We start from the raw sequence: 21,614 nt of genomic DNA on the forward strand, positions 1-21,614 counted from the left end.
TCGACGTCATGAAGGGCCCCATCCTGCCGTTGAACGTCAGGATGGGGCCCTTCACGACGTCAGCCGGTGCGGATGGAGCGCAGGACGCGGACCACCGAGCCGGACAGTCGTGTCTCCCGGCCGGTCGCGGCCTGCGGCTCCATGAACGGCATGAACTTGTCCGGGAAGCCGGGCATGGTGCAGCCGATGCAGATGCCGCCCACGTTGGGACAGCCGCCGACGCCGTTGATCCAGCCCCGCTTGGGCACGTTGCACTTCACGACCTGACCCCAGCAGCCCAGCTTGACCAGGCACTTCGCGGTGCCGTGGTGCTCGGCGTAGTCGTCCTGCTCGTAGTAGCCGGCCCGGTCGCAGCCCTCGTGCACGGTGTTCTCGAACAGCCACTTGGGTCGCAGCGCCTCGTCCAGCGGCAGCGCCGGCTGCGGGCTGCCGTACTGGTAGAGCAGGTGCAGCAGGGTCTCGGAGAGGTTGTCGGGCTGGATGGGGCAGCCGGGAACGCACACGATGGGGATGCCGGCCTTGGATTTCCACTGCCAGCCCAGGTAGTCCGGCACGCCCATGGCCCCGGTGGGGTTGCCGGCCATGGCGTGCACGCCGCCGTAGGCCGCGCAGGTGCCGACCGCCAGCACGGCGAAGGCCTTGGGGGCCAGCCGGTCCAGCCACTCGCTGGCGGTGATCGGCTGCCCGGTCTCGGGATCGGTCCCGAACCCGGTCCAGTAGCCCTCGGCCTTGTTGCTCTCGTCGGCCACCGACCCCTCCACGACCAGCACGAACGGGTCGAGTTCGCCGCGGGCGGCCCGGTGCCACCAGACCATCAGGTCCGGCCCGTTGTCGTAGGCCAACATTGGCCAGTGCATGGCGATCCGCGGCAGTCCGGGCAGGCCGCCGAGCATGATTTCCTCGATGCTGGGCTGGGTGGCGGCGGTCAGCGCGACCGAGTCGCCGTCGCAGCCCAGGCCGCCGTTGAGCCAGAGAATGTGCAGCACGTCGCCTCCGGTGCTGGTGCTTCCGGCCGTCATCGGAGAAAATCCCTGGTGTGATCGAGGTGCTCCCGCTCGAGGTGCGCACCCGCTTGTTCCCGGCGCGGCCGGCAGCGGTGCCGGAGATCCGCGACTTCATCCGCCAGTGCACGGCCGAGGCGCCGCTGAGCGAGGCCGACGGCCGCGAGGTGTCCAGGGCGGTGTTCCGGGCCCTGCTGGACTCGGCCGGCCCGGCCGGCGCGATCCAGATCTCCTGCCGCACCTATCCCGACTACTTCGAGTTCGACGTCCTGCACGCGGTGGCCGAGCCGCCGCAGCCGGAGGCGGTGCGCGACAGCTTCGCCGACTGGATCACGGAGACGCTGCGCCGGGAGGGCCTGTCCCGCGAGGCCGTGGCCCGTGAGCTGGGCGTCTCGGCGAAGACGGTGAGCCGTTGGGTCGGCGGCGAGACCGAGCCCCGGATGCGGGAGCTGCGCCGGATCCAGGAGCGGTTCGGCGCTGTGCGTCTGAACTGAACGGGGCGTCTGAACTGAACGGGGCGTCTGAACTGAACGGGCCGCCCGAGCTGACCGGTCACACACCGAAAGCCTCCGCCGCGCGATGTCCCGGCACCGCCAGCTCGACGGTGCAGCCGCCGGCGTCGGAGCTGACGTCCAGCCACTCGCAGATCTGGTTGGTCAGCCACAGCGCGTCGCCGTGCCGGAAGCCGACGAACGGGTACAGGGCCAGCGACTGGTCGCTGTGCAGGGTGCACACGACCCGGCCGGCCGCCGCCCGTACCCACACCGAGACGCAGGTGACGCCGTGCCCCAGCAGGTACGTGATCGACTCACCGACCGCGATGCCGAAAGTGGCCACGTCGTCCTCCGACCGCAGCAACGGCGTGGCGCGATCCAGCACGTACCGCCGAACGGCGGCCAGATCGCCGTCGAAGTGGAAGACGTCGGCGGCGACGTCGAGCGCGCCGGCGGTGCGGTGCGTGCGGACGAAGTCGGCCGGCGCCATGAACTGCGGCGACGGCCCGGCCGCAGCGCCCACGACCAGCTCCGGGTGGGTGCGGCACGCGTCCTCGGCGATGCCCGGGGCCACGATTCTGGTGTCGTACGGGCAGATCAGCCGGATGTCAGCGTCGGCCAGCACCACGTTGAGGCCGGCCTCCATGCGCTGCCAGGCCTCGATCTCGCGGCGGGAGCGGCCGGTCCACATCGGCTCGGCGATGACCCGCACCGCCTCGTGGTGCCGGTTCCAGTACTCGTGGATGGCCGTGGCCCGCTGCGGCGGGCGGCGGCCGAAGTAGGCCGCCTCGGCGTAGTCGACGCCGTCGGCCTCCGGCCCCATCGCCTCATGCAGCAGCTCCAGGTTGGCCGAGGTGGTGGCGACCAGCACCGGCTCGCCACGGGCCAGTCCATCGCGTACGAACGGCACCGCCATCGCGAGGAATTCCGCGTCGCTGCCGTAGAGACAACCCTGGTGACGTAAGCCCGATGCCATTTCACCGCCCGGTTCGTTACCCGGGGAGAGTACCCGTCGAGCAGGGCGAACGGAATTGTCCGGACCATCGGTCCCACACCGGACACAATTGTCCCTACACGACGATGGTGTGCTCGATGACGCGGTATTCGGCCGAGGCGCCGCGCCGCACGAAATGCTTGTCGACGAGCAACCGACGCAGCACCGCCGGGTCGCCGGCCGGGGCCAGCCGGTCGTTGACCTCGGCCTCGGTGAGCGTGCGGTCGTCGGGCAGCAGCGTGCACAGCGCGACCGCCATCGCATCCAGGTCCTCGGGCCGCTTGGGCAGCGACTGGATCCGGCCGCGCACCAGGTAGCGGCGCAATGACGAGTCCGGCGGGATGGCCCTGGCCAGAGCGGTGGCCTCAACCACGGCACTGGCCAGCCCGGCCAGCGGGGACAGGTCGGCGATGAGCTGGCCGCGGACCGTGCGGAGCAGGCCGGCTTCGGTCAGGCGGCCGATCTCCTTGGTCAGCACCTTCATGTCGAAGCCCAGCTCGCCGAGCACCACCGGCACCCGCCGCTCGTTGCGCTCGGAGACGGCGGCGAGAATGGCCAGCCGGGTCGGATTGGACAACGCCTGCAACGCGGCGGCCGCCGCACTCAGTTCCGCGGACACCGCCGGAGGGTAGCCCTGGCGCGGCCGGCGACGCCGCTCAATTACCGTGCACACCGTGCGCAACTTCCTGACCCGGTTCCGGCCGCGACCGGCCGCCGCGCCGCAGCCGTCGATCCTCGACGAGTACGTGACGACGGCGCCGTCCCCGCAGAACGCGGTCGACGTCTTCGCCGGCGAGTGGTCGTCGCAGCTGCCGGTGGCCGACGCCGGGCCGATCCCGCTGTTCGCCGACGACCGCGTGGAGTGGGCCCTGGGCCAGCTCGGCGGCGTGGCCGGGGCGCGGGTGCTGGAGCTGGGTCCGCTGGAGGGCGGCCACACCTACATGCTCGCCCGGGCCGGGGCCGAGGTGCTGGCCGTCGAGTCGCAGACCCGGGCCTACCTGAAGTGCCTAATCGCCAAGGAACTCATGGACATGCCCAAGGTGCGGTTCGTGCTCGGCGACTTCATGGCGTACTTACGGGAGACCGAGGAGCGCTTCGACACGGTGTTCGCCAGCGGCGTGCTCTACCACATGCGCAACCCGGTCGAGACGATCGCGCTGACGGCCCGCGCGGCCAACAAGCTGTTCCTCTGGACCCATTACTACGACGAGGAAATCGTCCGCTCCAGCGAGCTGCTGTCGCCCCGGTTCCGCACCACCGAGCAGTTCTCATACGAGGGCTTCGAGCACACGCTGCACCGCTTCGAGTACGAGAGCGCCTTACAGCTCAAGGGTTTCTGCGGCGGCAGCGCCCCGCACAGCAACTGGTTGTCCCGCAAGGACCTGACCGCCGCCCTGGAGCACTTCGGCTGGCGCATCAAGGCCGTCTCCTTCGAGACGCCCGATCATCCGCACGGGCCGGCGCTGGCCCTGGTGGCGACCAAGGGCTAGCGCGCACGCACTTTCAGCGTCCCGTACTGCTCGCCCCGCACCTGTGCGGGATCGAACAGCTCGGCCAGGAAGGCGATGTCGTCCGCGCTGAGCGGAACCGCTGTGGCGGCAGCGTTCTCGACCGCGTACTTCGCCCGCTTGGTGCCGGGAATCGGGGCGATGTCGTACGGCTGCGCCAACAGCCAGGCCAGCGCCACCTGTCCCGGCGCGTGCCCACGCTCGTCGGCGAAGGCCTTCAACCCCTCGACGAGCCGCAGGTTGTGGGCGAAGTTCGCCGCCTCGAACTTCGGCAGCGTGGCCCGGAAGTCGTCGCCGTCGAACGCGCTGTCCGCGGTGAACCGGCCGGCCAGCGCGGCCCGGCCGAGCGGGCTGTACGGCACGAAGGTGATGCCCAGTTCGCGGCAGACAGGCAGCACCTCCCGCTCCACTTCGCGGGACCACAGCGAGTATTCGCTCTGTAGCGCGGAAATCGGCGCGGTGGCGGCGGCCCGGCGCAGGATGTCCGGCTGCACGTTGCTCAGCCCGACAGCCCGCACCTTGCCCGCCTCAACCAATTCGGCCATCGCCCCGACGGTGTCCTCGATCGGGACCGAGGGGTCGTAGCGGTGTTGGTAGTAGAGGTCGACGTGGTCGACGCCGAGCCGGCGCAGGCTGGCTTCGCAGGCCTGCGCCACGTATTCGGGCCGGCCGTCGAAGACGACGCCGTCCTCCGGATGCGGCCGGGTGCCGAACTTCGTCGCCAGCACGACCTGGTCACGCCGGCCCCGGACCGCCCGGCCCAGCAGCTCCTCGTTGTGCCCGAAGCCGTTGCGGGACCGCACGCCGGAGGCCGCGCCGTAGATGTCGGACGTGTCGAAGTGGTCGATGCCGGCGTCGATCGCCGCGTGCACGGCGGCGATCGACTCCTGCTCGTCGGCGTCGCCGTAGAACTGGGACATTCCCATGCAGCCCAGGCCGATCGGCCGGACCGCGATGTCGGTGTGTCCCAGCGTGATGTGAGCGTCCCGCATGGACTGCCCTCCTCCGGTCTCCCCTTCCACGTTAGCGGTCCACTGGACACATATCAAAGGTCCGGTGGCCCGCTAGGCTGGTTCGATGGACGAGGTGCCGCCCTTCCAGCGGGCCCGGCGACCCGAGCAGCGGGAGCTGCGCCGGCAGGAGATCCTGGACGCGGCCGAGGCGCTGCTGGCCGTGGGACTGTATTCCGGGGCCTCGGCGGAGGAGATCAGCCTGCGGGAGCTGGCCCGCCAGCTCGACGTGTCCAAGACCCACATCGTGCGCTACTTCGAGAGCCGCGAGGGCGTCTTCCTCGAACTGCTCAACCGGATGCGACTGGCGTGGCTGGAGGCCGCCGCCACCGAGTGGCCCGCCCCGCCGTGCTCGCCCGATGCCGTGATGCAGTCCCTGGCCGACACACTGGCCGCCCGACCGGTCCTGAGCCAGCTGTGGAGCCTGCTGCCGAGCGTGCTGGAACGCAACGTCTCGGTCGAGACCGTGCGCGCCTACAAGTTCACCGACCTGGCGCACCGGACCGTGCTGGCCGGCCTGATCCGCGAGCGGGTGCCGGCTCTCACCGCTGAGGACGCGCTGCTGCTCACCGAGCACATCGTGATCGGCCTAGTCGGCCTGTGGCCGTTCAGCACACCGCCGCCGGCGGTGATCGAGGCCACCGCCGACCCCCGCCTCGGGCGGTCCCGGGTGGACTTCGCGGCCCGCTACGGCGAACTCCTTCAGGTGATGCTGGCCGGCCTGACCGCCCGCGGTTGGCGTACCGCTACCCCCTAGGGGTATAAAGGAGGCAGAGCCCGCGGTTCCCCCGGTCCTTGCCGTGACCGGCCGCGTCGTGGGCGCCCCGACCACAGGAGGACGACGATGCACGGCTACGCCGACAACAAAGAGGCGCACCTGCGTCGCCTGCGCCGGATCGAAGGACAGGTCCGCGGGCTGCAGCGAATGATCGACGAGGACAAGTACTGCATCGACATCCTGACGCAGATCTCCGCCGCGACCAGGGCGTTGCAGGCGGTGTCCCTGTCGCTGCTCGACGAGCACCTCCGGCACTGCGTCACCGACGCGATCGCCGAGGGCGGGTCGAACGCCGACGAGAAGATCAAGGAGGCGGGCGACGCGATCGCCCGGCTGGTCCGCTCCTGACAGCGTCATTCCCTTTTGGCCGTATCCCATCCCCCTGAGGAGAGAGCAAACCGATGGCCGAGAACACCTACACCGTCCAGGGCATGACCTGCGGGCACTGCGTCAGCTCGGTGACCGAGGAGGTCAGCGAGGTCACGGGCGTGCGGCAGGTGGACGTCGACCTGGCCAGCGGCCGGCTGACCGTGGTCAGCGACACCGACGTGCCCGAGGCGGACATCCGCGCGGCCGTCGAGGAGGCCGGCTACCAGCTGGTCGGCTGACGCCACCGGCCCGCCGCCCGTGCGGCGGGCCCTTCTTTCCCCTCGTCAGGAGGTTCGGTTGACTTCCACACTGGCTCAGCACGAGGTCGAGCTGTCCATCAGCGGCATGACCTGCGCCTCCTGCGCGGCCCGGATCGAACGCAAGCTCAACAAGGTCGGCGGCGTCACCGCCACCGTCAACTACGCCACTGAGAAGGCCAAGGTCAGCTTCCCGGACACGGTGACCCCCGAGGCCCTGGTGCAGGTGGTGGAGGCCGCCGGCTACACCGCCGCGCTGCCGGTCGCCGAGGAACCCGCGGTCGAGGAGGATTCGACGCGGCCGCTGCGCCAGCGGCTGATCGTGTCGGCCGTGCTGGCCGTGCCGGTGATCCTGCTGTCGATGGTTCCGGTGCTTCAGTTCCCCAACTGGCAGTGGCTGGCCCTGGTGCTGGCCAGCCCGGTCGTGGTGTGGGGCGCGCTGCCGTTCCATCGCGCGGCGTGGACCAACCTGCGGCACGGCGCGGCCACCATGGACACCCTGATCTCGCTGGGCGTCGGCGCGGCCTACCTGTGGTCGCTGTACGCCTTGTTCTTCGGTGACGTCACCATGGCCATGTCCGGCATGCGTGGCACCGACATCTACCTGGAGGTCGCCTCCGGGGTGACCGTGTTCATCCTGGCCGGCCGCTACTTCGAGGCCCGGTCCAAGCGTCGCTCCGGCGCTGCCCTGCGGGCGCTGCTGGAGCTCGGCGCGAAGGACGTCGCCGTGCTGCGCGACGGCCAGGAACGCCGGATTCCGTTGGCAGAACTCAGGGTTGGCGACGAGTTTGTGGTCCGGCCGGGCGAGAAGGTCGCCACCGACGGCGTGGTTGCCGAGGGCAGCTCGGCCGTGGACATGAGCATGCTCACCGGCGAGTCCGTGCCGGTCGAGGTCCGGCCGGGCGACGCCGTGGTCGGCGCGACCGTCAACGCCGGCGGGCGGCTGGTCGTGCGGGCCACCCGGGTCGGCGCGGACACGCAGCTGGCGCAGATGGCCAAGCTGGTCGAGGAGGCGCAGAACGGCAAGGCCGCCGTGCAGCGCCTGGCCGACCGGGTATCCGCCGTGTTCGTGCCGGTGGTGATCGTGCTCGCGCTGGCCACCCTGGTCGTCTGGCTGGCCACCGGCCACCCCGCCGAGGCCGCTTTCACCGCCGCCGTCGCCGTGCTGATCATCGCCTGCCCGTGCGCCCTTGGCCTGGCCACTCCCACCGCCCTGCTGGTCGGCACCGGTCGCGGCGCCCAGCTCGGGGTGCTGATCAAGGGCCCGGAGGTGCTGGAGTCCACCCGTCGCGTCGACACCGTCGTGCTCGACAAGACCGGCACCGTCACCGCCGGCCGGATGAGCCTGGTCTCCGTGCACGTGGCTGCTGGTGTTGACGAGGCCGAAGCGCTGCGGCTGGCCGGCGCGTTGGAGCACGCCTCCGAGCACCCAATCGCCCGGGCCATCGTCGCCGGGGCCGTCGACCGGGTCGGCGAACTGCCCGCCGTCGAGGACTTCCGCAACGTCGAAGGCCTTGGTGTGCAGGGGATCGTCGACGGCAAGGCGGTTCTGGTCGGTCGGGATCGATTGCTGGCAGAGTGGTCCGTTTCCCTGGACTCGTTGGCAGCAGCCAAGTCTGCCGCCGAAGAGGCCGGCCGCACCGCCGTCACCGTCGCGTGGGACGGCGCCGCCCGGGCCGTGCTGGTCGTCGCCGACACCGTCAAGCCCACCTCCGCCGCTGCCGTCGCCGGGCTGAAATCCTTGGGGCTCAAGCCCGTTCTCCTCACCGGCGACAACCAGGCCGCCGCCCGCGCCGTCGCCGCCGAGGTCGGCATCGACGAGGTCATCGCCGAGGTCCTGCCCGCTGACAAGGTCGACGTCGTCGCCCGCCTCCAGGCCGAGGGCCGGGTCGTCGCCATGGTCGGCGACGGCGTCAACGACGCCGCCGCCCTCGCCCGGGCCGACCTCGGCCTGGCCATGGGCACCGGCACCGACGTCGCCATCGAGGCCAGCGACCTCACCCTCGTCCGCGGCGACCTCCTCGCCGCAGTCGACGCCATCCGCCTGTCCCGCAAGACCTTGGGCACCATCAAGGGCAACCTCTTCTGGGCCTTCGCCTACAACGTCGCCGCCCTCCCCCTGGCCGCCCTCGGCCTGCTCAACCCCATGATCGCCGGCGCCGCCATGGCCTTCTCCTCGGTCTTCGTCGTCAGCAACAGCCTCCGCCTGCGCCGCTTCCGCTGACCCCGCCAAGATCAAGGCTCCGATCCTGACGTTCATCGTCATGAAGGGCCCCTTCCTGACGATGAACGTCAGGAAGGGGCCCTTCATGATTCTCGTCAGCTCACGGCGACCGTCATGGCGGCGGTGTGGAGCACGCCGGCGGTCTGGAACTGGATGTACAGGCGCCAGTTGCCGGGCTTGGGCAGCATGGCCTCGAAGGTGAGCTGCGGGCCGCCGTGGTCGCCGGAGACCTCGCCCTGCGGGTGCAGGTGGGCGAAGGCGAGATCACCGGCGTGGAAGGCGCTCACGTGCGCATAGGTGTCGAGGTACGGCTGGAGGTCGCTGACAGGCAGGCCGTCCCGGGCGACACTGACGGTCAACTGGTGGCTCATGCCGGCCATCGGCTTTTCGCCGCTGAGGGTGAGGGTGTAGCCATCCACCTCGGTGGTTGCGCTGGGCGCAGCCAAGGCGGACGTGGTCGCGGCGCCGGGAACGGTGACGGCCTGGCTGAGCACCTCGTCGGTGCCCTTGACGACGAACTGGGCGTAGACCCGGTAGTCGCCGGGCTGGGCGGCGGTGAGCGGGGCGGTCCAGGTGCCGTCGGCGGCCATCGTCGGGTGCACGTGCTGGAACCCGGTCAGGTCGGAGCGCACGAGGTAGAAGTGCATGAGCTTGGTCTGCTCGGGCTCGAACTCGGTGACGGCCTTGCCGTCGGGCCCGAGGATCCGGAACGTGAACGGGCCGGACACCGTGGTGGACGCCGGCGAGAACGTGTAGCCGCCGGACTCGGCGGCCAGGCCGTCACCCATGGCCATGCCGGGCATGGACATCGAGGACGGCGAGGTGGTCGGGGACATCGGCATGCTGGCGGGGGCACTGCCGCAGGCAGCGGCCAGCAGCCCCACGGCGGCAACAGCCGCCAGGGCACGAACGAACATGGCGTTGTCTTTCCGGGATATGTGAACAGGACGGCTCAACGCGAGCGCCTGTCAGGTCCGGGCGACACACACCATGGTCAGAAGTCCGGCGCCGAACAGCGGCGGGCCGCGGCGACGAGGGCCAGGCACCAACATCGGCCGCCACAGGGCCGTCAGCAGGACGGCGACAGCCAGCAGCACCAGGGCGAGCACCGGAGCCTGGTCACGGGACGGAGCGGTGAACACGCACACGCCGCCGTGGCCGGAGCCCATGTCCATGCCGGGGGCCGCGTGCGCCGCCATCGACGACATCGCGACGCCGGAGCAGTCCCGCGTCGCCAGGCCGTGCATGGCGAAAACGCCGACGAGCACGGCGACCAGCGTCAGCAGCCGCGCACTCGTCCTCACCCCGCCGACGATACCCCATGGCGGTATGAGTGGCCGGTCCGGCGCACCCCTAGAGCGCCGGAACGACCCCACTCCCCCGCACTGCACACTCACCCCGGCGACGATGGCTTCGTCGCTCTAGCGAAACCGTACCCCACCTTCGAGCCGTTTCGCTACGCTGGAATGAAGTGAATCAGATTCACCAACCACCCGGCTGACGCTGGTTTCACATGCCAACGACGTGGCATGCTGGTTCGGCAACGCCAAGCCGGGGAGACGAAGACATGAGCAGCGATCGCGAGCAGACCTCCACGACGCTGAGCGATCGGCTCAACCGCCTGTTCGACGTGCGACGGCCGGCCGAGGAGCCGGAACGCGCGTACACCAACCGCGAGGTGGTCACCGGCTGCAAGGCCAACGGCTTCGAGCTGTCCGAGTCGCACCTGTCCGAGCTGCGCCGCGGCGTCAAGCAGAACCCCACGCTGCGCACCCTGCAGGCCATCGCCTCGTTCTTCGAGGTCCAGGTCGGCTACTTCACCGACACCGAGATCCCGGCCGACGTCGACCGGGAGCTCACCGAGCAGGCCGAGCGGCTGGCCAGAACGGTGGCCACCAACCAGGCCGCCCAGGACGAGCTGCGTGCCGCCACCCAGGAACTCCAGCAGGCCATGCGCGACTCCGGCGTGACCAAGATGACCCACCGCGGCATGGTCAACGCCCGCACCGCCCGGGAGCAGGCCTCGATGATGCGGGCCCTGGCCAAGGCGCTGACCGTCATCGACGACCACAAGGCGTGACCCGCCTGTCCGTGCTGGACACGTCCCCGATCGTGCAGGGCAGCACCGCACGGGAGGCGCTGCGGCACACGCTGGACCTGGCCCTGCTGGCCGAGGAGCTGGGCTTTCACCGGTACTGGGTGCCCGAGCACCACGGCATGCGGGGCGTCGCCAGCTCCGCGCCGGCGGTCGTGGTCGGCCGGATCGCCGCCGCCACCGAGCGGATCCGGGTCGGGGCCGGCGGCGTACTGCTGCCCAACCACGCGCCGATCGTCGTCGCCGAGCAGTTCGGCACGCTGGAGGCGTTCCATCCCGGGCGGATCGACCTCGGCCTCGGCCGTGCCCCAGGCGGCCCGCAGCCGGCCGTCGACGCCGTACGCAGCGAGCGCGAGCGGACCGCCAAGAGCTTCGAGGACCAGGTCAGGGAGTTGTTGGGGTACTTCAGGCCTGGCGACGACCGGGTCCGCGCGGTGCCGGCCGTCGGCAACAAGCCGTCGGTGTGGCTGCTCGGATCCAGCGGCCACAGCGCCGAACTGGCCGGGTCGCTCGGCCTCGGCTACGCCTTCGCCCACCACCTCAGGCCGGACAACGCCGCCTCGGCGCTGGGCCGGTGCCGAGGGGCCCAGACGCTGGTCAGCGTCTCGGTGATCGTCGCCGACACCGACGCGGAAGCCGAATACCTGGCCGGTTCGACCCGGTTGAAGGTGTTGAGCCGGGTGCGGGGACGACGCATCCAGCTGCCCAGCGCCGCCGACGCGGCGGCGTACCCCTACCGCGACGAGGATCGGCAGGAGATCGCCGTCCGTTCGGGTGGCGCGCTGGTCGGCTCCCCCGACACCGTGCGCCCGCTGTTGCAGGCTGTGGTGGACGAGACCGGCACGACGGAGCTCATGCTGACCACGCCGGTGCACGACCACGCGGCGCGGCGGCGGTCGTACGAGCTGGTCAGCAAGATCCGGCCCTGACTCGGGAGGCTGGCGATGGGGCGCTACGACCGGCTGCGGGAGTTCCGCCGGCTCGACCCGGACCGCGACTACCACCGCATCTACCGGGACATGGCGCTGCTGGAGTTCCCGTGGGACCTGACCATGGGCATCCAGCTGGGCTTCTACCGCAACTTCGCGGTGCCCGGCATCAGCGCGCTGCTCGACCGCACCGGCCGGATGACCGCGCACACCCAGCGGCGGCTGGACAACACCGGCATCCTGCTCTTCGAGGCGATCCGCTTCGGCCTCGAGCACGAGCGCGGTCTGGCCGCCGTGCGGCAGATGCGCCGCGTGCACGCCGCCGCCAGCCGTCGCGTGAGCACCGACGGGCAGCCGTGGCGGATCCCCAACCACCAGTTCGTCTACGTGCTCGGCACCTTCGTCATCCCGTCGCTGCGTTGGCTCGACGCCTATGCCTGGCGGCCGGTCTGCTGCCACGAGCGCACCGCGATGTTCCGGTTCTACCAGGAGATGGGCCGGCTCATGGGCGTCCGGGACGTGCCGCCGACGCTGCCGGAGTTCGAGGCGTGGTTCGACGCGTACGAACGGGAGCATTTCGCCTACACCGTCGAGAACCAGCGGCAATGGGACGCGACCCGGGCCCAGCTCACCGAGTTGTTCGCCGCGTGGCTGCCCCGTCCGCTCGTGCCGGCCGGCCGACGGTTCGCCGACACCCTGGCCAACGCCCTGCTCGACGACCGCCTGCGGGCCGCGCTGGGCGTCGGACCGGTTGCCCCCGCGGCCACCCTCGCCGCCCGGCTTGCGTTCAAGGCCCGCGGTCGGGTAGTGCGCTGGCTGCCCGTCCGGCAAACACCCCTCTACCAGGACAAACTGGAGACGCCCAGCTATCCCGACGGGTACCGGATCGAGCAGATCGGCCTCTGACCGTCCTGTGTGGACTGCCCCTTCGACGCCAAACCGCTTTGCCGTTGCCGACCAGTCGCTAGGGTTGGCGCCATGTCGATCCCACCCGGTCTGCTGGCCCGGCGCACCTCCGAGCTGCCACGACAGCTGTGGCACCTCGGCGGTCTGATGTCGGTCCGGGTCACCGCTGGCGACACCGACGGCGCCCTGAGCGTCGTCGAGCAGCGGGCCCGGCGGGGCTATGCCACGCCGCCGCACGTGCATTCCCGTGAGGACGAGACCCTGGTCGTGCTGGACGGGGAACTCGAGTACACCGTCGGCGAGCGCTCGGGCGTGCTCCGGGCCGGAGAATCCGCTTTCCTGCCCCGCCACCAGGCACACCGCTTCGAGGTGATCTCCGAGCGGGCCCACTACCTCATGCTGATCACCCCCGGCGGCTTCGAGGAGATGTTCCAGGTCGTCAGCTCGCCCGCCGCCGAGGAACGCCTGCCCTCGGCCGAGGACGTGCAGACCCACACCGATCCCGCCGTCATGGCCGCGGAATCGGCTTTCCGTGGCGCCACGGTCTTCCGTGACGATCCCGCCGAGCGGGCCCGGCACCTGCACCTGCTCGCCACCTCCGTCGGCACGGCCGACTCCTACCGCTACCTCGCCCACCTGGTCGCCGGCCCGACTCCGGTGCCGGCCGATGTCATCGACGGCCTTGTTGTTGCGGCCCAACGGATTCCCGATGATCCCGGCCATGCTCGGGCGCTCATTCTGCTCGGCATCCTCGCCGAATCCCGGGCGGAGGCCGTTTCCCCGCGCATCCCCGAGATCCTCGCCTCGCTCGGGCCTTCCCTGCCCGCCACTGTCGCCTTGGCCCTGGCCTATCTCGGCGCCCACTTCCGTGAGCACTCCGCCGCGTTGCTGGACCTGCTCCGGGATCTGCCGCCCGAGGACTTCCAGCGCCTGGAGCGCTGCCTCGCCACCGTCTCCCCGGACCTGATCGGCCGCTCCTGGCCCACCCCTGCCCTGTGGGAACTCAGTGCCGAGGAACAGGAAACCGACCGTCAGTGGCGCGAGTCCGGCGCCTGGGACGCCGCCACCGTGCAGGCCATCTGGGACGCCGAGACCACGGCCATCCTCGCCTTCATGGGCGCCCGCGCCGACCACTACGTGGAACGGAACGCACGTGTCTGACCTCATCGACATCCTCGCCTGCCCCGACTGCCTCGGCACCCTGGCCGCGACCGCCGACGGCGTCGAGTGCACCAGTTGCGGGCACCCCTACCCGGATGCCGGCGGCTACCTGGATCTCGGGCCGGCAGCCCGGGGTCCGAACGGCGGGCTCGGCATGTTCATGCTCCAGGACCCGCTGCACGTGCCCCGGTACGAGCGGCACACCCGGATCTCGTTCCTCCAGATCATGGGCGACAACTGGGAGAACGCCCTCACGCCGGAAGCCGAGGACGACTACCTCCGGGCCCACCTGTCGCTGGCCGACGTGCCCCTGCTGGATCTGGCCTGCGGCGCCGGACGGTGGACTCGCACCCTGGTCGACCATCTGGGACTGGACCGGGTCGTGGGGCTGGACCTGAGCGTCCCGATGATCGAGACGATCCGGGCCGGCGTGCCCGGTGTGCGCGTGGTCCGCGGCACCGCGCTCCGCCTCCCGTTCGCCACCGGCTCGCTCGGCGGCGTCAACTGCTCCAACGCCTTGCAGTTGCTGCCCGAGCCCCGCAACGTGCTGCGCGAGGTCGGCCGCTGCCTACGTCCGGGCGGCGTGTTCACCGCCTTCACCTACCGCCGCTCCGACCGCCCCACCTATCGGCATTTCCAGCGCCAGCAGGAGGAAACCTTCGGCGTCCGCTCGTTCACCACCACCGAGCTCGTCTCCTGGCTCACCGCCGCCGGCCTCGACCTCGTCGACCTGCGCAGCCCCGCCGGGATGTTGCTGCTCACCGCACGGCGGACGGCGTGATCCGCGTCCGCGGCAACGCGTTGCCGGCCGGCGAGGTCGTCGACCTCTACGCCGACGGCGACCGGTGGACCACTGATCCCGCGCCCGGGGCCGAGCTGATCGAGGGCTGGCTCCTGCCCGGCCTGGTCGACGCGCACACCCATCCCGGCGCGGAGAAGCCCGGCGATCCGCTGGACGAAGCGCTGCTGCGCGAGGACCTGCACCGCCATGTCGATGCCGGCGTCACCCTCATCCGCGCGCCCGGCATCGCCGGTGAGCCGCCCTCGTGGTTCGGCCAGGATGCCGACGTGCCGCGGGCCTGGCACGCCGGTCCGTGGCTGGCCCAGCACGGCCAGTTCTTCGACGGCTGGGGCCGTCGGGTCGAGCACGCCGAGCTGCCCGCCGTCGCCGCCGCCCAGGCCGCCCGCACCGGCTGGGCGAAGATCATCACCGATTGGGGCATCGACGACGAGCCCGTGCCGGTGGCCGTGCTCCGCACCGTCGTCGATGCCGTGCACGCCGTCGGCGGCCGCGTCGCCGCCCACACCCAGCAGGCCGCCGGCGGTCTCGCCGCCGTCGCCGCGGGCGTCGACTCAGTCGAACACGGCATGTGCCTCGACCCTTCGGTGCTACCCACCATGGCCGCCCAGGGCAGCGTGCTCACGCCCACCCTCTCCGTCATCGAGTCCGACCTCCCGCGCGCCCGCGCCGCCGACCCCAGTCCCCGCCGCGACTGGTACCTCGGCGGTGCTGAGGTCCATGGCCGGTTGGCCGCCATGGCCGTCGAAGCCGGCGTCACCGTTCTCGCCGGCACCGATTCCCGTCCCCATGGCGGCATCGTCGAGGAGATCCGCGCCCTCGTCGCCGCCGGCCTGCGCCCCCACGACGCCCTCGCCGCCGCTTCCTGGTCCGCCCGTGCCTACCTCGGCCTCGGCGGCCTCACCCCCGGCTCCCCCGCCGACGCCGTCGTCTATCCCCGCGATCCCCGCACCGACTTGTCCGTGCTGGACCAGCCTTCCGCCGTCATCCTGCGTGGCCGCCGCGTCCGCTGAACCGTCGAGGCCGGTGTCGTAAGGTCGTCCCGTGGTGGGACAGGCCAGTGGCCGCCGGCCGGGCCGCCCGGCGCAGATCAGCCGGGACCGGATCGTCGAGGCGGTGGCGTCGGCCGAGAACGTCGACACGTTGACCATGCGCGAGCTCGCGACTCGCCTGGGGGTCACGCACGGCGCCCTCTACCGCTGGGTCAAGAACCGTGACGAGCTGTTCGACCTCGTCAGTGAAGTGCTGGTCGAACGCATCGTGGGCGCGGTCGCAGCTCGCGCCGTGCCGAGCGGGGACTGGGCGGCCCGGCTCACGGCTGTCTCGTGGGCCATGCACGACGAGTTCCTGGCCCTGCCCGGGTTCGCGACGCACCTCTCCCGACCGCACCGCCACAGCGACCACTCCATCGGTGTCCTCAGGAGCACGGTCGTCGACATCTTCCGGGCCGCCGAGGTCGACGACGAGCTCGCGCAGCAGAGCTGGCACATCTTCATCACCTGCGTGGTCGGCTGGCTCGCCTCGGCCGAGAACCCGCTGGACGTCGGACCGGGCGTCGCCAGCTTCGAGCTGTTCCTCGACGTCCTCCTGCGCGGGCTGCCGGCCCGCGCGCCCGGCGTGCCCCGCCCGTAGCCAGCACTCGAGTGCCGTGTCAGCCGCCTCACACGCTAATTAGTGGCCACTGGTTACTAACTGGGTTAGCGTCGTGATCAGCACCGGGCCGCCGGGCTCGGCACCTCCGGGAGGGGCAGCGATGACAAACACCGTGCAGGGCACCGTCGCGAGCGGATTCGAGGCCGTGCGCACCGAGTTCGCGGCGATCCTGGCCGCGGAGGGCACCGACCTGTCGGCCCAGGTCGCCGCCTACCACCGTGGCGAGCTGGTGGTCGACCTGTGGGCCGGCGCGGACACCGAACGCGACTCGCTGCTGGGCATCTACTCCGCCAGCAAGGGGATCACACACCTGATCGTGGCCCTGCTCGTGCAGGACGGAGTGCTGGACCTGGACCAGCGGGTCAGCCACTACTGGCCCGAGTTCGGCGTCGAAGGCAAGGGCGAGATCCTGCTGCGCGAGCTGCTGTCACACCAGGCCGGGCTGGTCGGGGCCGATGCGGGATTCACCATGGCGGAACTGGCCGACGACGCGCTGGTCGCCGAACGGCTCGCCGCCCAACGCCCCTACTGGCGCCCAGGAACCGCGTCGGGCTACCACGCCCTGGTCATGGCAGCCCTGAGCGCGGAGGTGATCCGTCGCGCCACCGGCCAGACCGTGGCGAATCTCGTGACCACCCGCCTGAGCAATCCCTACCAGCTGGACCTGCACTTCGGCCTGCCGGCCGAGCACGACCACCGCTTCCTGCCGGCGCAGCCGATGCTCGCCACCCCGGAACGGCTCCAGGCCCTCGCGGCGGTCTCGACCGCCCCGAACAGCCTCAGCGGCATCGCCTTCAACCGTCACCACCCGGACAACCACGAGGTCTGGGAGCTGCCCAACCTGCCCGCCATCCGCTCCGCCGGGCCGACCTCGTTCGGCGGCATCGGCACCGCCCGTGACCTGGCCAAGGTCTACGCCGCACTCGTCAGTCCCGTCGACGGCGCGGCCCCGCTGCTCACCCCCGACACCGTCGCCGCGTTCGGACAGATCCAGTACGCCGGCTGGGACCTGGTGCTGCGCCAGCACAAGGCCTGGGCCGTCGGCTTTCACGCCGTCTCCGAGCTCTACCCCTCGCTCGGCCAGGGAGCGTTCGGCCACAGCGGCGCCGGCGGGCAGCAGTCCCTCGTCGATCCGCGGAATGAGCTGTCCTATGCCTTCCTCCGCCGGCGCTTCCTCTTCCCGCCGCAGGCCGACACCGACCACGCCCGCATCCTGCGCGCCCTGAGCGCGGCCGCGCGGCACCGGTAGCCGGCCCACGGATCCCGCCAACCTCCCCCACCAATGCGCACCGTTCTAACCGGTGCGCCTAAGCTCCATGTCGTGAGCGAAGACGAGGGCAAGCCGATCGGGCGGCGGGTGCTGCTGGGCATGCTGGCGGCCGGGGCGGCGGGCATCGCGGCCGCGCCGGTGTTGCAGGGCGGGTGGCAGAAGGTGCTGGACGCCGATCCGATCGGGGTGACGGAACTGCTGCCCAACGGTGGCGGCTTCCGTTACTACAGCGTCACCGCGTCGGTGCCGGTGAAGAACGAGGCCAACTACCGCCTGACCATCGACGGCCTGGTGGATCGGCCCCGCACCTTCACCCTCGCGGAGCTGGCGGCCCTACCGCAACGACGAGTCGTGCACGACGTGCAGTGCACGGACGGCTGGAAGGTGGAGAACGCCGCCTTCACCGGCGTTCCGTTGTCCACCCTGCTCGACGCCGCCGGCGTGAGAAAGGAAGCCGCGGCGATCAGGTTCACCTGTTTCGACGGCCTGTACACCGAAAGCCTCACGCTGGAGCAGGCCCGCCGCCCGGATGTGCTGGTGGCACTGAAGTTGCAGGACCAGCCGCTCACCCACGAACGCGGCGGCCCGGTCCGGCTGTACGTCGCGCCGATGTACTTCTACAAGTCGGCGAAGTGGTTGTCCGGCATCACGGTCACCGACGCGGTGAAGCCCGGCTATTGGGAGGACTACGGCTATGCCGTCGACGGTTGGCTCTGAGGGCGTCGAGCAGTCCGACCTGGCCCGGCCCGAGGAGCGGGTGCACCGGTTCGGGCGGGTGCAGCGGCTGGTGCACCGGACCACCGGGTGGCTGATGTTGTTGTGCGTGGCCACGGCGGCCTGCCTGTACTTCCCGCCGCTGGCCGAACTGGTGGGCCGGCGGCTGCTTGTGGTCACGGTGCACGAGTTCTCGGGCGTCCTGCTGCCGGTGCCGACGCTGCTGGGGCTGTTCTCGGCGTCTTTCCGGGCGGATCTGGGGCGGCTCAACCGGTTCGCCAAGTACGACGGGGAGTGGCTGCGGCGCGCGGTGAGGCGTATCAAGGAGCGGCCGGCCGGCAAGTTCAATGCGGGCCAGAAGCTGTACGCGGCATGGATCGCGGGTGCGGTGCCGGTGATGCTGTTCACCGGGCTGCTGATGTGGTTCGGCGGGTTGTTGCCGTGGATTCCCCGCACCAGCGCCATTTTTGTGCACGACTGGCTCGCACTGGCCATCGGGGCGGTGCTGCTGGGCCATATCCGGCTGGCCCAGCGCGATCCGCTGGCCCGGGAGGGCATGCGCACCGGACAGGTCCGCCTGTCCTGGGCACGGGAGGAACACCCGAACTGGCTCGGGTAGCGTCAGGTCAATGATCGAGGCCGGTGATCTCACGCCGGAACGGATCGGGCAAAGCGTCCAGGGTTTCGGCGTACTCGCGGCCGGACCACACGGCGGCGGCGATGGTGCTGGGGGCGAAAGCGTCGCCGATGGCGCGGACGGAGCGCAGCTGGTCCCACTCCCCTTGGCGGGCAAGCAGGTCCTGACATAAGGAGTCGACGGGGAGACGGGCGGTGAGCAGCAGGACGGCGTCGCCGGGGTGGTCGAGTTCGGAGCCGGTGAAGACGCAGGCGGTGCGGACGGAATCCGGGGCCAGCGACACCAGGGCCCGGTTGGTCGTGACGGTGATGCCGGCCTCGATCACGCGGCGGCGGATCTTGGTGAGCTCCATGGTGTTGGCGGTCCACTCGGACACGCTGGGGGCGGGAGTGACGAGCTCGACGGCGAAGCCTTCAAGGGCCAGCAGCTCGGCGAGGACCGCGCCGAGGTAGTAGTGGTCGTCGTCGTAGACCAGGACTCGACGGCCACGCGGGCGTGAGCCGGCCATGATGTCGTCGGGGGTGAGCACCTGGGCGGCGGGATCGATTGGCAGGCCAAGGGGATGGGCCCGGCCGACGCCGTCGGAGCGCCAGCGCGAGCCGGTGGCGACGGCCACGTGGGAGAAGCCGTGTTCGAGCACGTCGGAGGCGGTCATGGTGCTCTCGAAGTAGATGTCGACGGTGTCGAGCTTGTCGATGATCGCCGCCCGGTGGTCGGCGACCCGCAGCCACGCCGCCAACCCCGGCAAAGCGGCCTCGCGCCGGACCCGACCGCCGAGCACCCGGGAACGCTCGGTCACCGTGACCCGATATCCCCGACGCCCCAACGACATCGCCGCTTCCAGACCAGCGGGACCGGCGCCGACGACCAGCACGCTGGTATCGGATCCCTTGGGACGTAATCGCTCCGGGTGCCAACCCCGCCGCCATTCCTCGCCCATGCTGGGGTTCTGGGTGCAGCGGATCGGCGACTGCGTGTGGTCCCCGGACACGCAGATGTTGCAGCCGATACACTCCCGGATCTCGTCCAGCCGCCCGTCCCGGATCTTGGCCGGCAGGAACGGATCGGCGATCGACGGCCGGGCGGCGCCGATGAAGTCCAGCACGCCGGCACGGATCTGGCGGACCATGGCGTCCGGCGAGGTGAACCGGCCGACACCGACAACCGGCTTGTCGGTCAACGACTTCAGCCCCCGGACGGCCTGTTCATGCTCGCCCTCCGGCCCGAACCGGGAGGTGTTGGAGTCCGCCGACCACGGCCCGGCCACGAAGTCCCACAGATCCGGCAGGTCACGGAGTTCGTGCACGACCTCCCGGGTCTCGGCCACCGACAGCGCCGTCTCCTCAGCCCCGCCGCCCACGCCCAGTCGACACGCCACTGCCGCCCGGCCGGCACACAACTCACGGGTGTCGGTCAGCACCTCGCGCAGCAGCCGGGCCCGGTTCCGCAGGCTGCCGCCATAGCTGTCGGAGCGTTGATTGTGTTGCGGTGAAAGGAAGTGCTCCAGCAGACAATACCCGTGCCCGGCGTAGACGTAGATCAGGTCATAGCCGGCCGACAGCGCCCGGCGGACCGCCGCGCGGTGCATCTCCCGCAGGGCGGCGATGTCGGCCAGGGTCATCGCCCGCGCCTGCACGGGATGGTTGCTGCCCACCACCGGCAGCGCGCTCGGCCCCATCGGCGGGATCCGGCTGGCCAGGTTGGCCGCGTGCGGTCCATTGTGGACGAGCTCGATACCGGCCAGGGCCCCGTGTTCGTGGATCCGGTCGGCGATCCGGGCCACCGCCGGCACGTCCCGATCGTCCCACAGCCGCAGCTCGATCGACGGCGTCAGGTCGCTGGACGGGTCGATCTCCGTCTCCTCGGTGCACACCACCGCCCAGCCGCCCTCGGCCTTCACGCCGCGCATCGCCGCCTCGGCCGACGGATCCCGATAGCCCATGCCATTGCAGTGCGGCACCTGGAAGAACCGGTTGCGGGCGACGACCGGCCCGATCGGCACCGGCTCGAACAGCACGTCGTAGGCCACGACGCCACCGTGCCATATCGGGTTCCGATCGGGCAGCCCCCCTACGCCGTGATCACCAGGGGGCCGGCGAGCCGTCCCAGGACACGAACTCGCCGGTGGGGCCGTCGTCGGGCAGCAGCGCCAGCCGCACCGCGCCCGCGGCGGCCTCAGCCGGATCGCCGTCGGCCGCCGCGGCCCGCGCGTTGAGATCCGTCCGCCGCAGTCCGGGGGCCAAGGCGTTGACCTTGAAGCCGTCCAGCGCCTGCGCGTAGAACACGGTCAGCGCGTTCAGCGCCGTCTTCGACGACCGATACGCGGCCCCCGAACCGGCCGAGGCGAACTGCCCGTCCGTGCTCCAGGCCAGCGAGCCGGTGCCGCTGGAGATGTTGACGATGCGGGGATGCGCGGACCGGCGCAGCGCCGGCAGGAAGGCGTTGGTCACCGCCAGCACCCCGAACACGTTCGTCTCGTAGGTGCGGCGGAAGCTGTCGATGTCGGCCTCGTCCGGCTTGGCCCCGTCGACCAGGATGCCGGCGTTGTTCACCAGCACGTCGAGCGTGTCGACCTGGGCCGCCGCGGCGGCGATGCTGTGCTCGTCGATCACGTCCAGCACGAGCAGCCGGGTGTCGCCGCCGATCTCCTCGACCGCCCGCTTGCCCCGCTCCGCGTCCCGCGAACCGAGGTGGACGGTCAGACCGTGGGCGGCCAGCTGCCGGGCGATCTCCTTGCCGATGCCCTTGTTGGCGCCGGTCACCAGTGCCGTGGATTGCGTCATGCCCTCGACGATGCCGGCAGCGTCGGGCCGTA

General features: G+C 71.0%; 24 protein-coding genes. 16 read left to right on the plus strand and 8 right to left on the minus strand.

The features are described 5' to 3' along the window. Positions 1 to 59 precede the first annotated feature (59 nt). Positions 60 to 1,019 carry a hydrogenase expression protein HypE gene (locus JJ691_RS26460; RefSeq protein WP_211762344.1) on the minus strand — a complete coding sequence of 320 codons (960 nt, stop codon included), beginning with the start codon at positions 1,017 to 1,019 and terminating at the stop codon, positions 60 to 62. 17 nt (positions 1,020 to 1,036) lie between these two features. Between JJ691_RS26460 and JJ691_RS26465 the strand changes: the two genes are divergently transcribed. Next, on the plus strand, positions 1,037 to 1,495 hold the full coding sequence (locus tag JJ691_RS26465) for a helix-turn-helix domain-containing protein (protein WP_249227023.1): 459 nt from the start codon (positions 1,037 to 1,039) through the stop codon (positions 1,493 to 1,495). 58 nt (positions 1,496 to 1,553) lie between these two features. On the opposite strand, the gene JJ691_RS26470 is transcribed toward JJ691_RS26465, so the two are convergent. Further along, positions 1,554 to 2,471 (minus strand): MEDS domain-containing protein, encoded by a 918-nt coding sequence (locus JJ691_RS26470; protein WP_211762345.1) that lies wholly within the window; start codon positions 2,469 to 2,471, stop codon positions 1,554 to 1,556. A 94-nt stretch (positions 2,472 to 2,565) separates the two neighbouring features. Next, the gene (locus tag JJ691_RS26475) at positions 2,566 to 3,108 is read right to left on the minus strand and encodes a DUF2087 domain-containing protein (RefSeq protein ID WP_211762346.1); all 543 of its coding nucleotides are present in this window, start codon (positions 3,106 to 3,108) and stop codon (positions 2,566 to 2,568) included. 55 nt (positions 3,109 to 3,163) lie between these two features. On the opposite strand from JJ691_RS26475, the gene JJ691_RS26480 reads away from it, so the two are divergent. After that, complete coding sequence (locus tag JJ691_RS26480) at positions 3,164 to 3,979, plus strand: class I SAM-dependent methyltransferase (protein ID WP_211762347.1); 816 nt, start codon at positions 3,164 to 3,166, stop codon at positions 3,977 to 3,979. Here the strand turns inward: JJ691_RS26480 and JJ691_RS26485 are convergent. Then, positions 3,976 to 4,989: an aldo/keto reductase gene (locus JJ691_RS26485; RefSeq protein ID WP_211762348.1), complete on the minus strand. Its 1,014-nt coding sequence runs from the start codon at positions 4,987 to 4,989 to the stop codon at positions 3,976 to 3,978. The genes JJ691_RS26480 and JJ691_RS26485 overlap by 4 nt on opposite strands. 85 nt (positions 4,990 to 5,074) lie before the next feature. Here JJ691_RS26485 and JJ691_RS26490 point away from each other — a divergent pair, with 85 nt between their 5' ends. The 4 genes from JJ691_RS26490 to JJ691_RS26505 all read left to right on the plus strand — a co-directional run bounded on the left by JJ691_RS26490 (position 5,075) and on the right by JJ691_RS26505 (position 8,635). Continuing rightward, a complete protein-coding gene (locus JJ691_RS26490; protein ID WP_211762349.1) occupies positions 5,075 to 5,764 on the plus strand; it encodes a TetR/AcrR family transcriptional regulator in 690 nt (229 codons plus the stop codon). An 87-nt stretch (positions 5,765 to 5,851) separates the two neighbouring features. Beyond that, positions 5,852 to 6,133, plus strand: coding sequence for a metal-sensitive transcriptional regulator (locus tag JJ691_RS26495; RefSeq protein ID WP_211762350.1), 282 nt, complete (start codon positions 5,852 to 5,854; stop codon positions 6,131 to 6,133). A 53-nt stretch (positions 6,134 to 6,186) separates the two neighbouring features. Beyond that, complete coding sequence (locus tag JJ691_RS26500) at positions 6,187 to 6,393, plus strand: heavy-metal-associated domain-containing protein (protein ID WP_211762351.1); 207 nt, start codon at positions 6,187 to 6,189, stop codon at positions 6,391 to 6,393. A 58-nt stretch (positions 6,394 to 6,451) separates the two neighbouring features. Continuing rightward, positions 6,452 to 8,635 carry a heavy metal translocating P-type ATPase gene (locus JJ691_RS26505; protein WP_256449306.1) on the plus strand — a complete coding sequence of 728 codons (2,184 nt, stop codon included), beginning with the start codon at positions 6,452 to 6,454 and terminating at the stop codon, positions 8,633 to 8,635. Between the two features lie 95 nt (positions 8,636 to 8,730). Here the strand turns inward: JJ691_RS26505 and JJ691_RS26510 are convergent, their stop codons facing one another. Both JJ691_RS26510 and JJ691_RS26515 read right to left on the minus strand, forming a co-directional pair. Next, positions 8,731 to 9,552 (minus strand): hypothetical protein, encoded by an 822-nt coding sequence (locus JJ691_RS26510; protein ID WP_249227024.1) that lies wholly within the window; start codon positions 9,550 to 9,552, stop codon positions 8,731 to 8,733. A 51-nt stretch (positions 9,553 to 9,603) separates the two neighbouring features. Continuing rightward, a complete protein-coding gene (locus JJ691_RS26515; RefSeq protein WP_211762352.1) occupies positions 9,604 to 9,939 on the minus strand; it encodes a hypothetical protein in 336 nt (111 codons plus the stop codon). 263 nt (positions 9,940 to 10,202) lie between these two features. Between JJ691_RS26515 and JJ691_RS26520 the strand changes: the two genes are divergently transcribed. The 10 genes from JJ691_RS26520 to JJ691_RS26565 all read left to right on the plus strand — a co-directional run bounded on the left by JJ691_RS26520 (position 10,203) and on the right by JJ691_RS26565 (position 18,781). Then, positions 10,203 to 10,715, plus strand: a complete 513-nt coding sequence (locus JJ691_RS26520; protein ID WP_211762353.1) for a hypothetical protein — start codon at positions 10,203 to 10,205, stop codon at positions 10,713 to 10,715. Then, entirely contained in the window at positions 10,712 to 11,659 is a 948-nt protein-coding gene (locus JJ691_RS26525) for an LLM class flavin-dependent oxidoreductase (RefSeq protein ID WP_211762354.1), read from the plus strand. The genes JJ691_RS26520 and JJ691_RS26525 overlap by 4 nt, the downstream gene beginning before the upstream one ends. 15 nt (positions 11,660 to 11,674) lie before the next feature. Further along, entirely contained in the window at positions 11,675 to 12,565 is an 891-nt protein-coding gene (locus JJ691_RS26530) for an oxygenase MpaB family protein (protein ID WP_211762355.1), read from the plus strand. Positions 12,566 to 12,637: 72 nt separating this feature from the next. After that, on the plus strand, positions 12,638 to 13,726 hold the full coding sequence (locus tag JJ691_RS26535) for a cupin domain-containing protein (RefSeq protein WP_211762356.1): 1,089 nt from the start codon (positions 12,638 to 12,640) through the stop codon (positions 13,724 to 13,726). After that, the gene (locus tag JJ691_RS26540) at positions 13,719 to 14,507 is read left to right on the plus strand and encodes a methyltransferase domain-containing protein (RefSeq protein ID WP_211762357.1); all 789 of its coding nucleotides are present in this window, start codon (positions 13,719 to 13,721) and stop codon (positions 14,505 to 14,507) included. Before JJ691_RS26535 ends, JJ691_RS26540 begins: the two co-directional genes overlap by 8 nt. Beyond that, positions 14,504 to 15,538, plus strand: coding sequence for an amidohydrolase family protein (locus JJ691_RS26545; RefSeq protein ID WP_249227025.1), 1,035 nt, complete (start codon positions 14,504 to 14,506; stop codon positions 15,536 to 15,538). The genes JJ691_RS26540 and JJ691_RS26545 overlap by 4 nt, the downstream gene beginning before the upstream one ends. A 31-nt stretch (positions 15,539 to 15,569) precedes the next feature. Continuing rightward, positions 15,570 to 16,157, plus strand: a complete 588-nt coding sequence (locus JJ691_RS26550; RefSeq protein ID WP_249227026.1) for a TetR/AcrR family transcriptional regulator — start codon at positions 15,570 to 15,572, stop codon at positions 16,155 to 16,157. 121 nt (positions 16,158 to 16,278) lie between these two features. Further along, positions 16,279 to 17,427 carry a serine hydrolase domain-containing protein gene (locus tag JJ691_RS26555; RefSeq protein ID WP_211762358.1) on the plus strand — a complete coding sequence of 383 codons (1,149 nt, stop codon included), beginning with the start codon at positions 16,279 to 16,281 and terminating at the stop codon, positions 17,425 to 17,427. Positions 17,428 to 17,499: 72 nt separating this feature from the next. Next, positions 17,500 to 18,165: a molybdopterin-dependent oxidoreductase gene (locus JJ691_RS26560; RefSeq protein ID WP_211762359.1), complete on the plus strand. Its 666-nt coding sequence runs from the start codon at positions 17,500 to 17,502 to the stop codon at positions 18,163 to 18,165. Next, complete coding sequence (locus JJ691_RS26565) at positions 18,143 to 18,781, plus strand: cytochrome b/b6 domain-containing protein (protein ID WP_211762360.1); 639 nt, start codon at positions 18,143 to 18,145, stop codon at positions 18,779 to 18,781. The genes JJ691_RS26560 and JJ691_RS26565 overlap by 23 nt, the downstream gene beginning before the upstream one ends. 7 nt (positions 18,782 to 18,788) lie before the next feature. On the opposite strand, the gene JJ691_RS26570 is transcribed toward JJ691_RS26565, so the two are convergent. Both JJ691_RS26570 and JJ691_RS26575 read right to left on the minus strand, forming a co-directional pair. Then, positions 18,789 to 20,828 (minus strand): oxidoreductase, encoded by a 2,040-nt coding sequence (locus tag JJ691_RS26570; protein ID WP_249227027.1) that lies wholly within the window; start codon positions 20,826 to 20,828, stop codon positions 18,789 to 18,791. A gap of 52 nt (positions 20,829 to 20,880) precedes the next feature. Further along, the gene (locus JJ691_RS26575; protein WP_211762361.1) at positions 20,881 to 21,582 is read right to left on the minus strand and encodes an SDR family oxidoreductase; all 702 of its coding nucleotides are present in this window, start codon (positions 21,580 to 21,582) and stop codon (positions 20,881 to 20,883) included. Positions 21,583 to 21,614 lie beyond the last annotated feature (32 nt).

Origin of the sequence: Kutzneria sp. CA-103260 (assembly GCF_018263855.1) — a bacterium.
Classification (GTDB): Bacteria; Actinomycetota; Actinomycetes; order Mycobacteriales; family Pseudonocardiaceae; genus Kutzneria.

Coding starts and splice junctions, on each gene's coding strand:
- JJ691_RS26575 (WP_211762361.1), bottom strand. CDS start 21,582: ATGACGCAATCCACGGCACTGGTGACCGGCGCCAACAAGGGCATCGGC.
- JJ691_RS26510 (WP_249227024.1), bottom strand. CDS start 9,552: ATGTTCGTTCGTGCCCTGGCGGCTGTTGCCGCCGTGGGGCTGCTGGCC.
- JJ691_RS26490 (WP_211762349.1), top strand. CDS start 5,075: ATGGACGAGGTGCCGCCCTTCCAGCGGGCCCGGCGACCCGAGCAGCGG.
- JJ691_RS26535 (WP_211762356.1), top strand. CDS start 12,638: ATGTCGATCCCACCCGGTCTGCTGGCCCGGCGCACCTCCGAGCTGCCA.
- JJ691_RS26500 (WP_211762351.1), top strand. CDS start 6,187: ATGGCCGAGAACACCTACACCGTCCAGGGCATGACCTGCGGGCACTGC.
- JJ691_RS26485 (WP_211762348.1), bottom strand. CDS start 4,989: ATGCGGGACGCTCACATCACGCTGGGACACACCGACATCGCGGTCCGG.
- JJ691_RS26460 (WP_211762344.1), bottom strand. CDS start 1,019: ATGACGGCCGGAAGCACCAGCACCGGAGGCGACGTGCTGCACATTCTC.
- JJ691_RS26555 (WP_211762358.1), top strand. CDS start 16,279: ATGACAAACACCGTGCAGGGCACCGTCGCGAGCGGATTCGAGGCCGTG.
- JJ691_RS26495 (WP_211762350.1), top strand. CDS start 5,852: ATGCACGGCTACGCCGACAACAAAGAGGCGCACCTGCGTCGCCTGCGC.
- JJ691_RS26565 (WP_211762360.1), top strand. CDS start 18,143: ATGCCGTCGACGGTTGGCTCTGAGGGCGTCGAGCAGTCCGACCTGGCC.
- JJ691_RS26530 (WP_211762355.1), top strand. CDS start 11,675: ATGGGGCGCTACGACCGGCTGCGGGAGTTCCGCCGGCTCGACCCGGAC.
- JJ691_RS26470 (WP_211762345.1), bottom strand. CDS start 2,471: ATGGCATCGGGCTTACGTCACCAGGGTTGTCTCTACGGCAGCGACGCG.
- JJ691_RS26520 (WP_211762353.1), top strand. CDS start 10,203: ATGAGCAGCGATCGCGAGCAGACCTCCACGACGCTGAGCGATCGGCTC.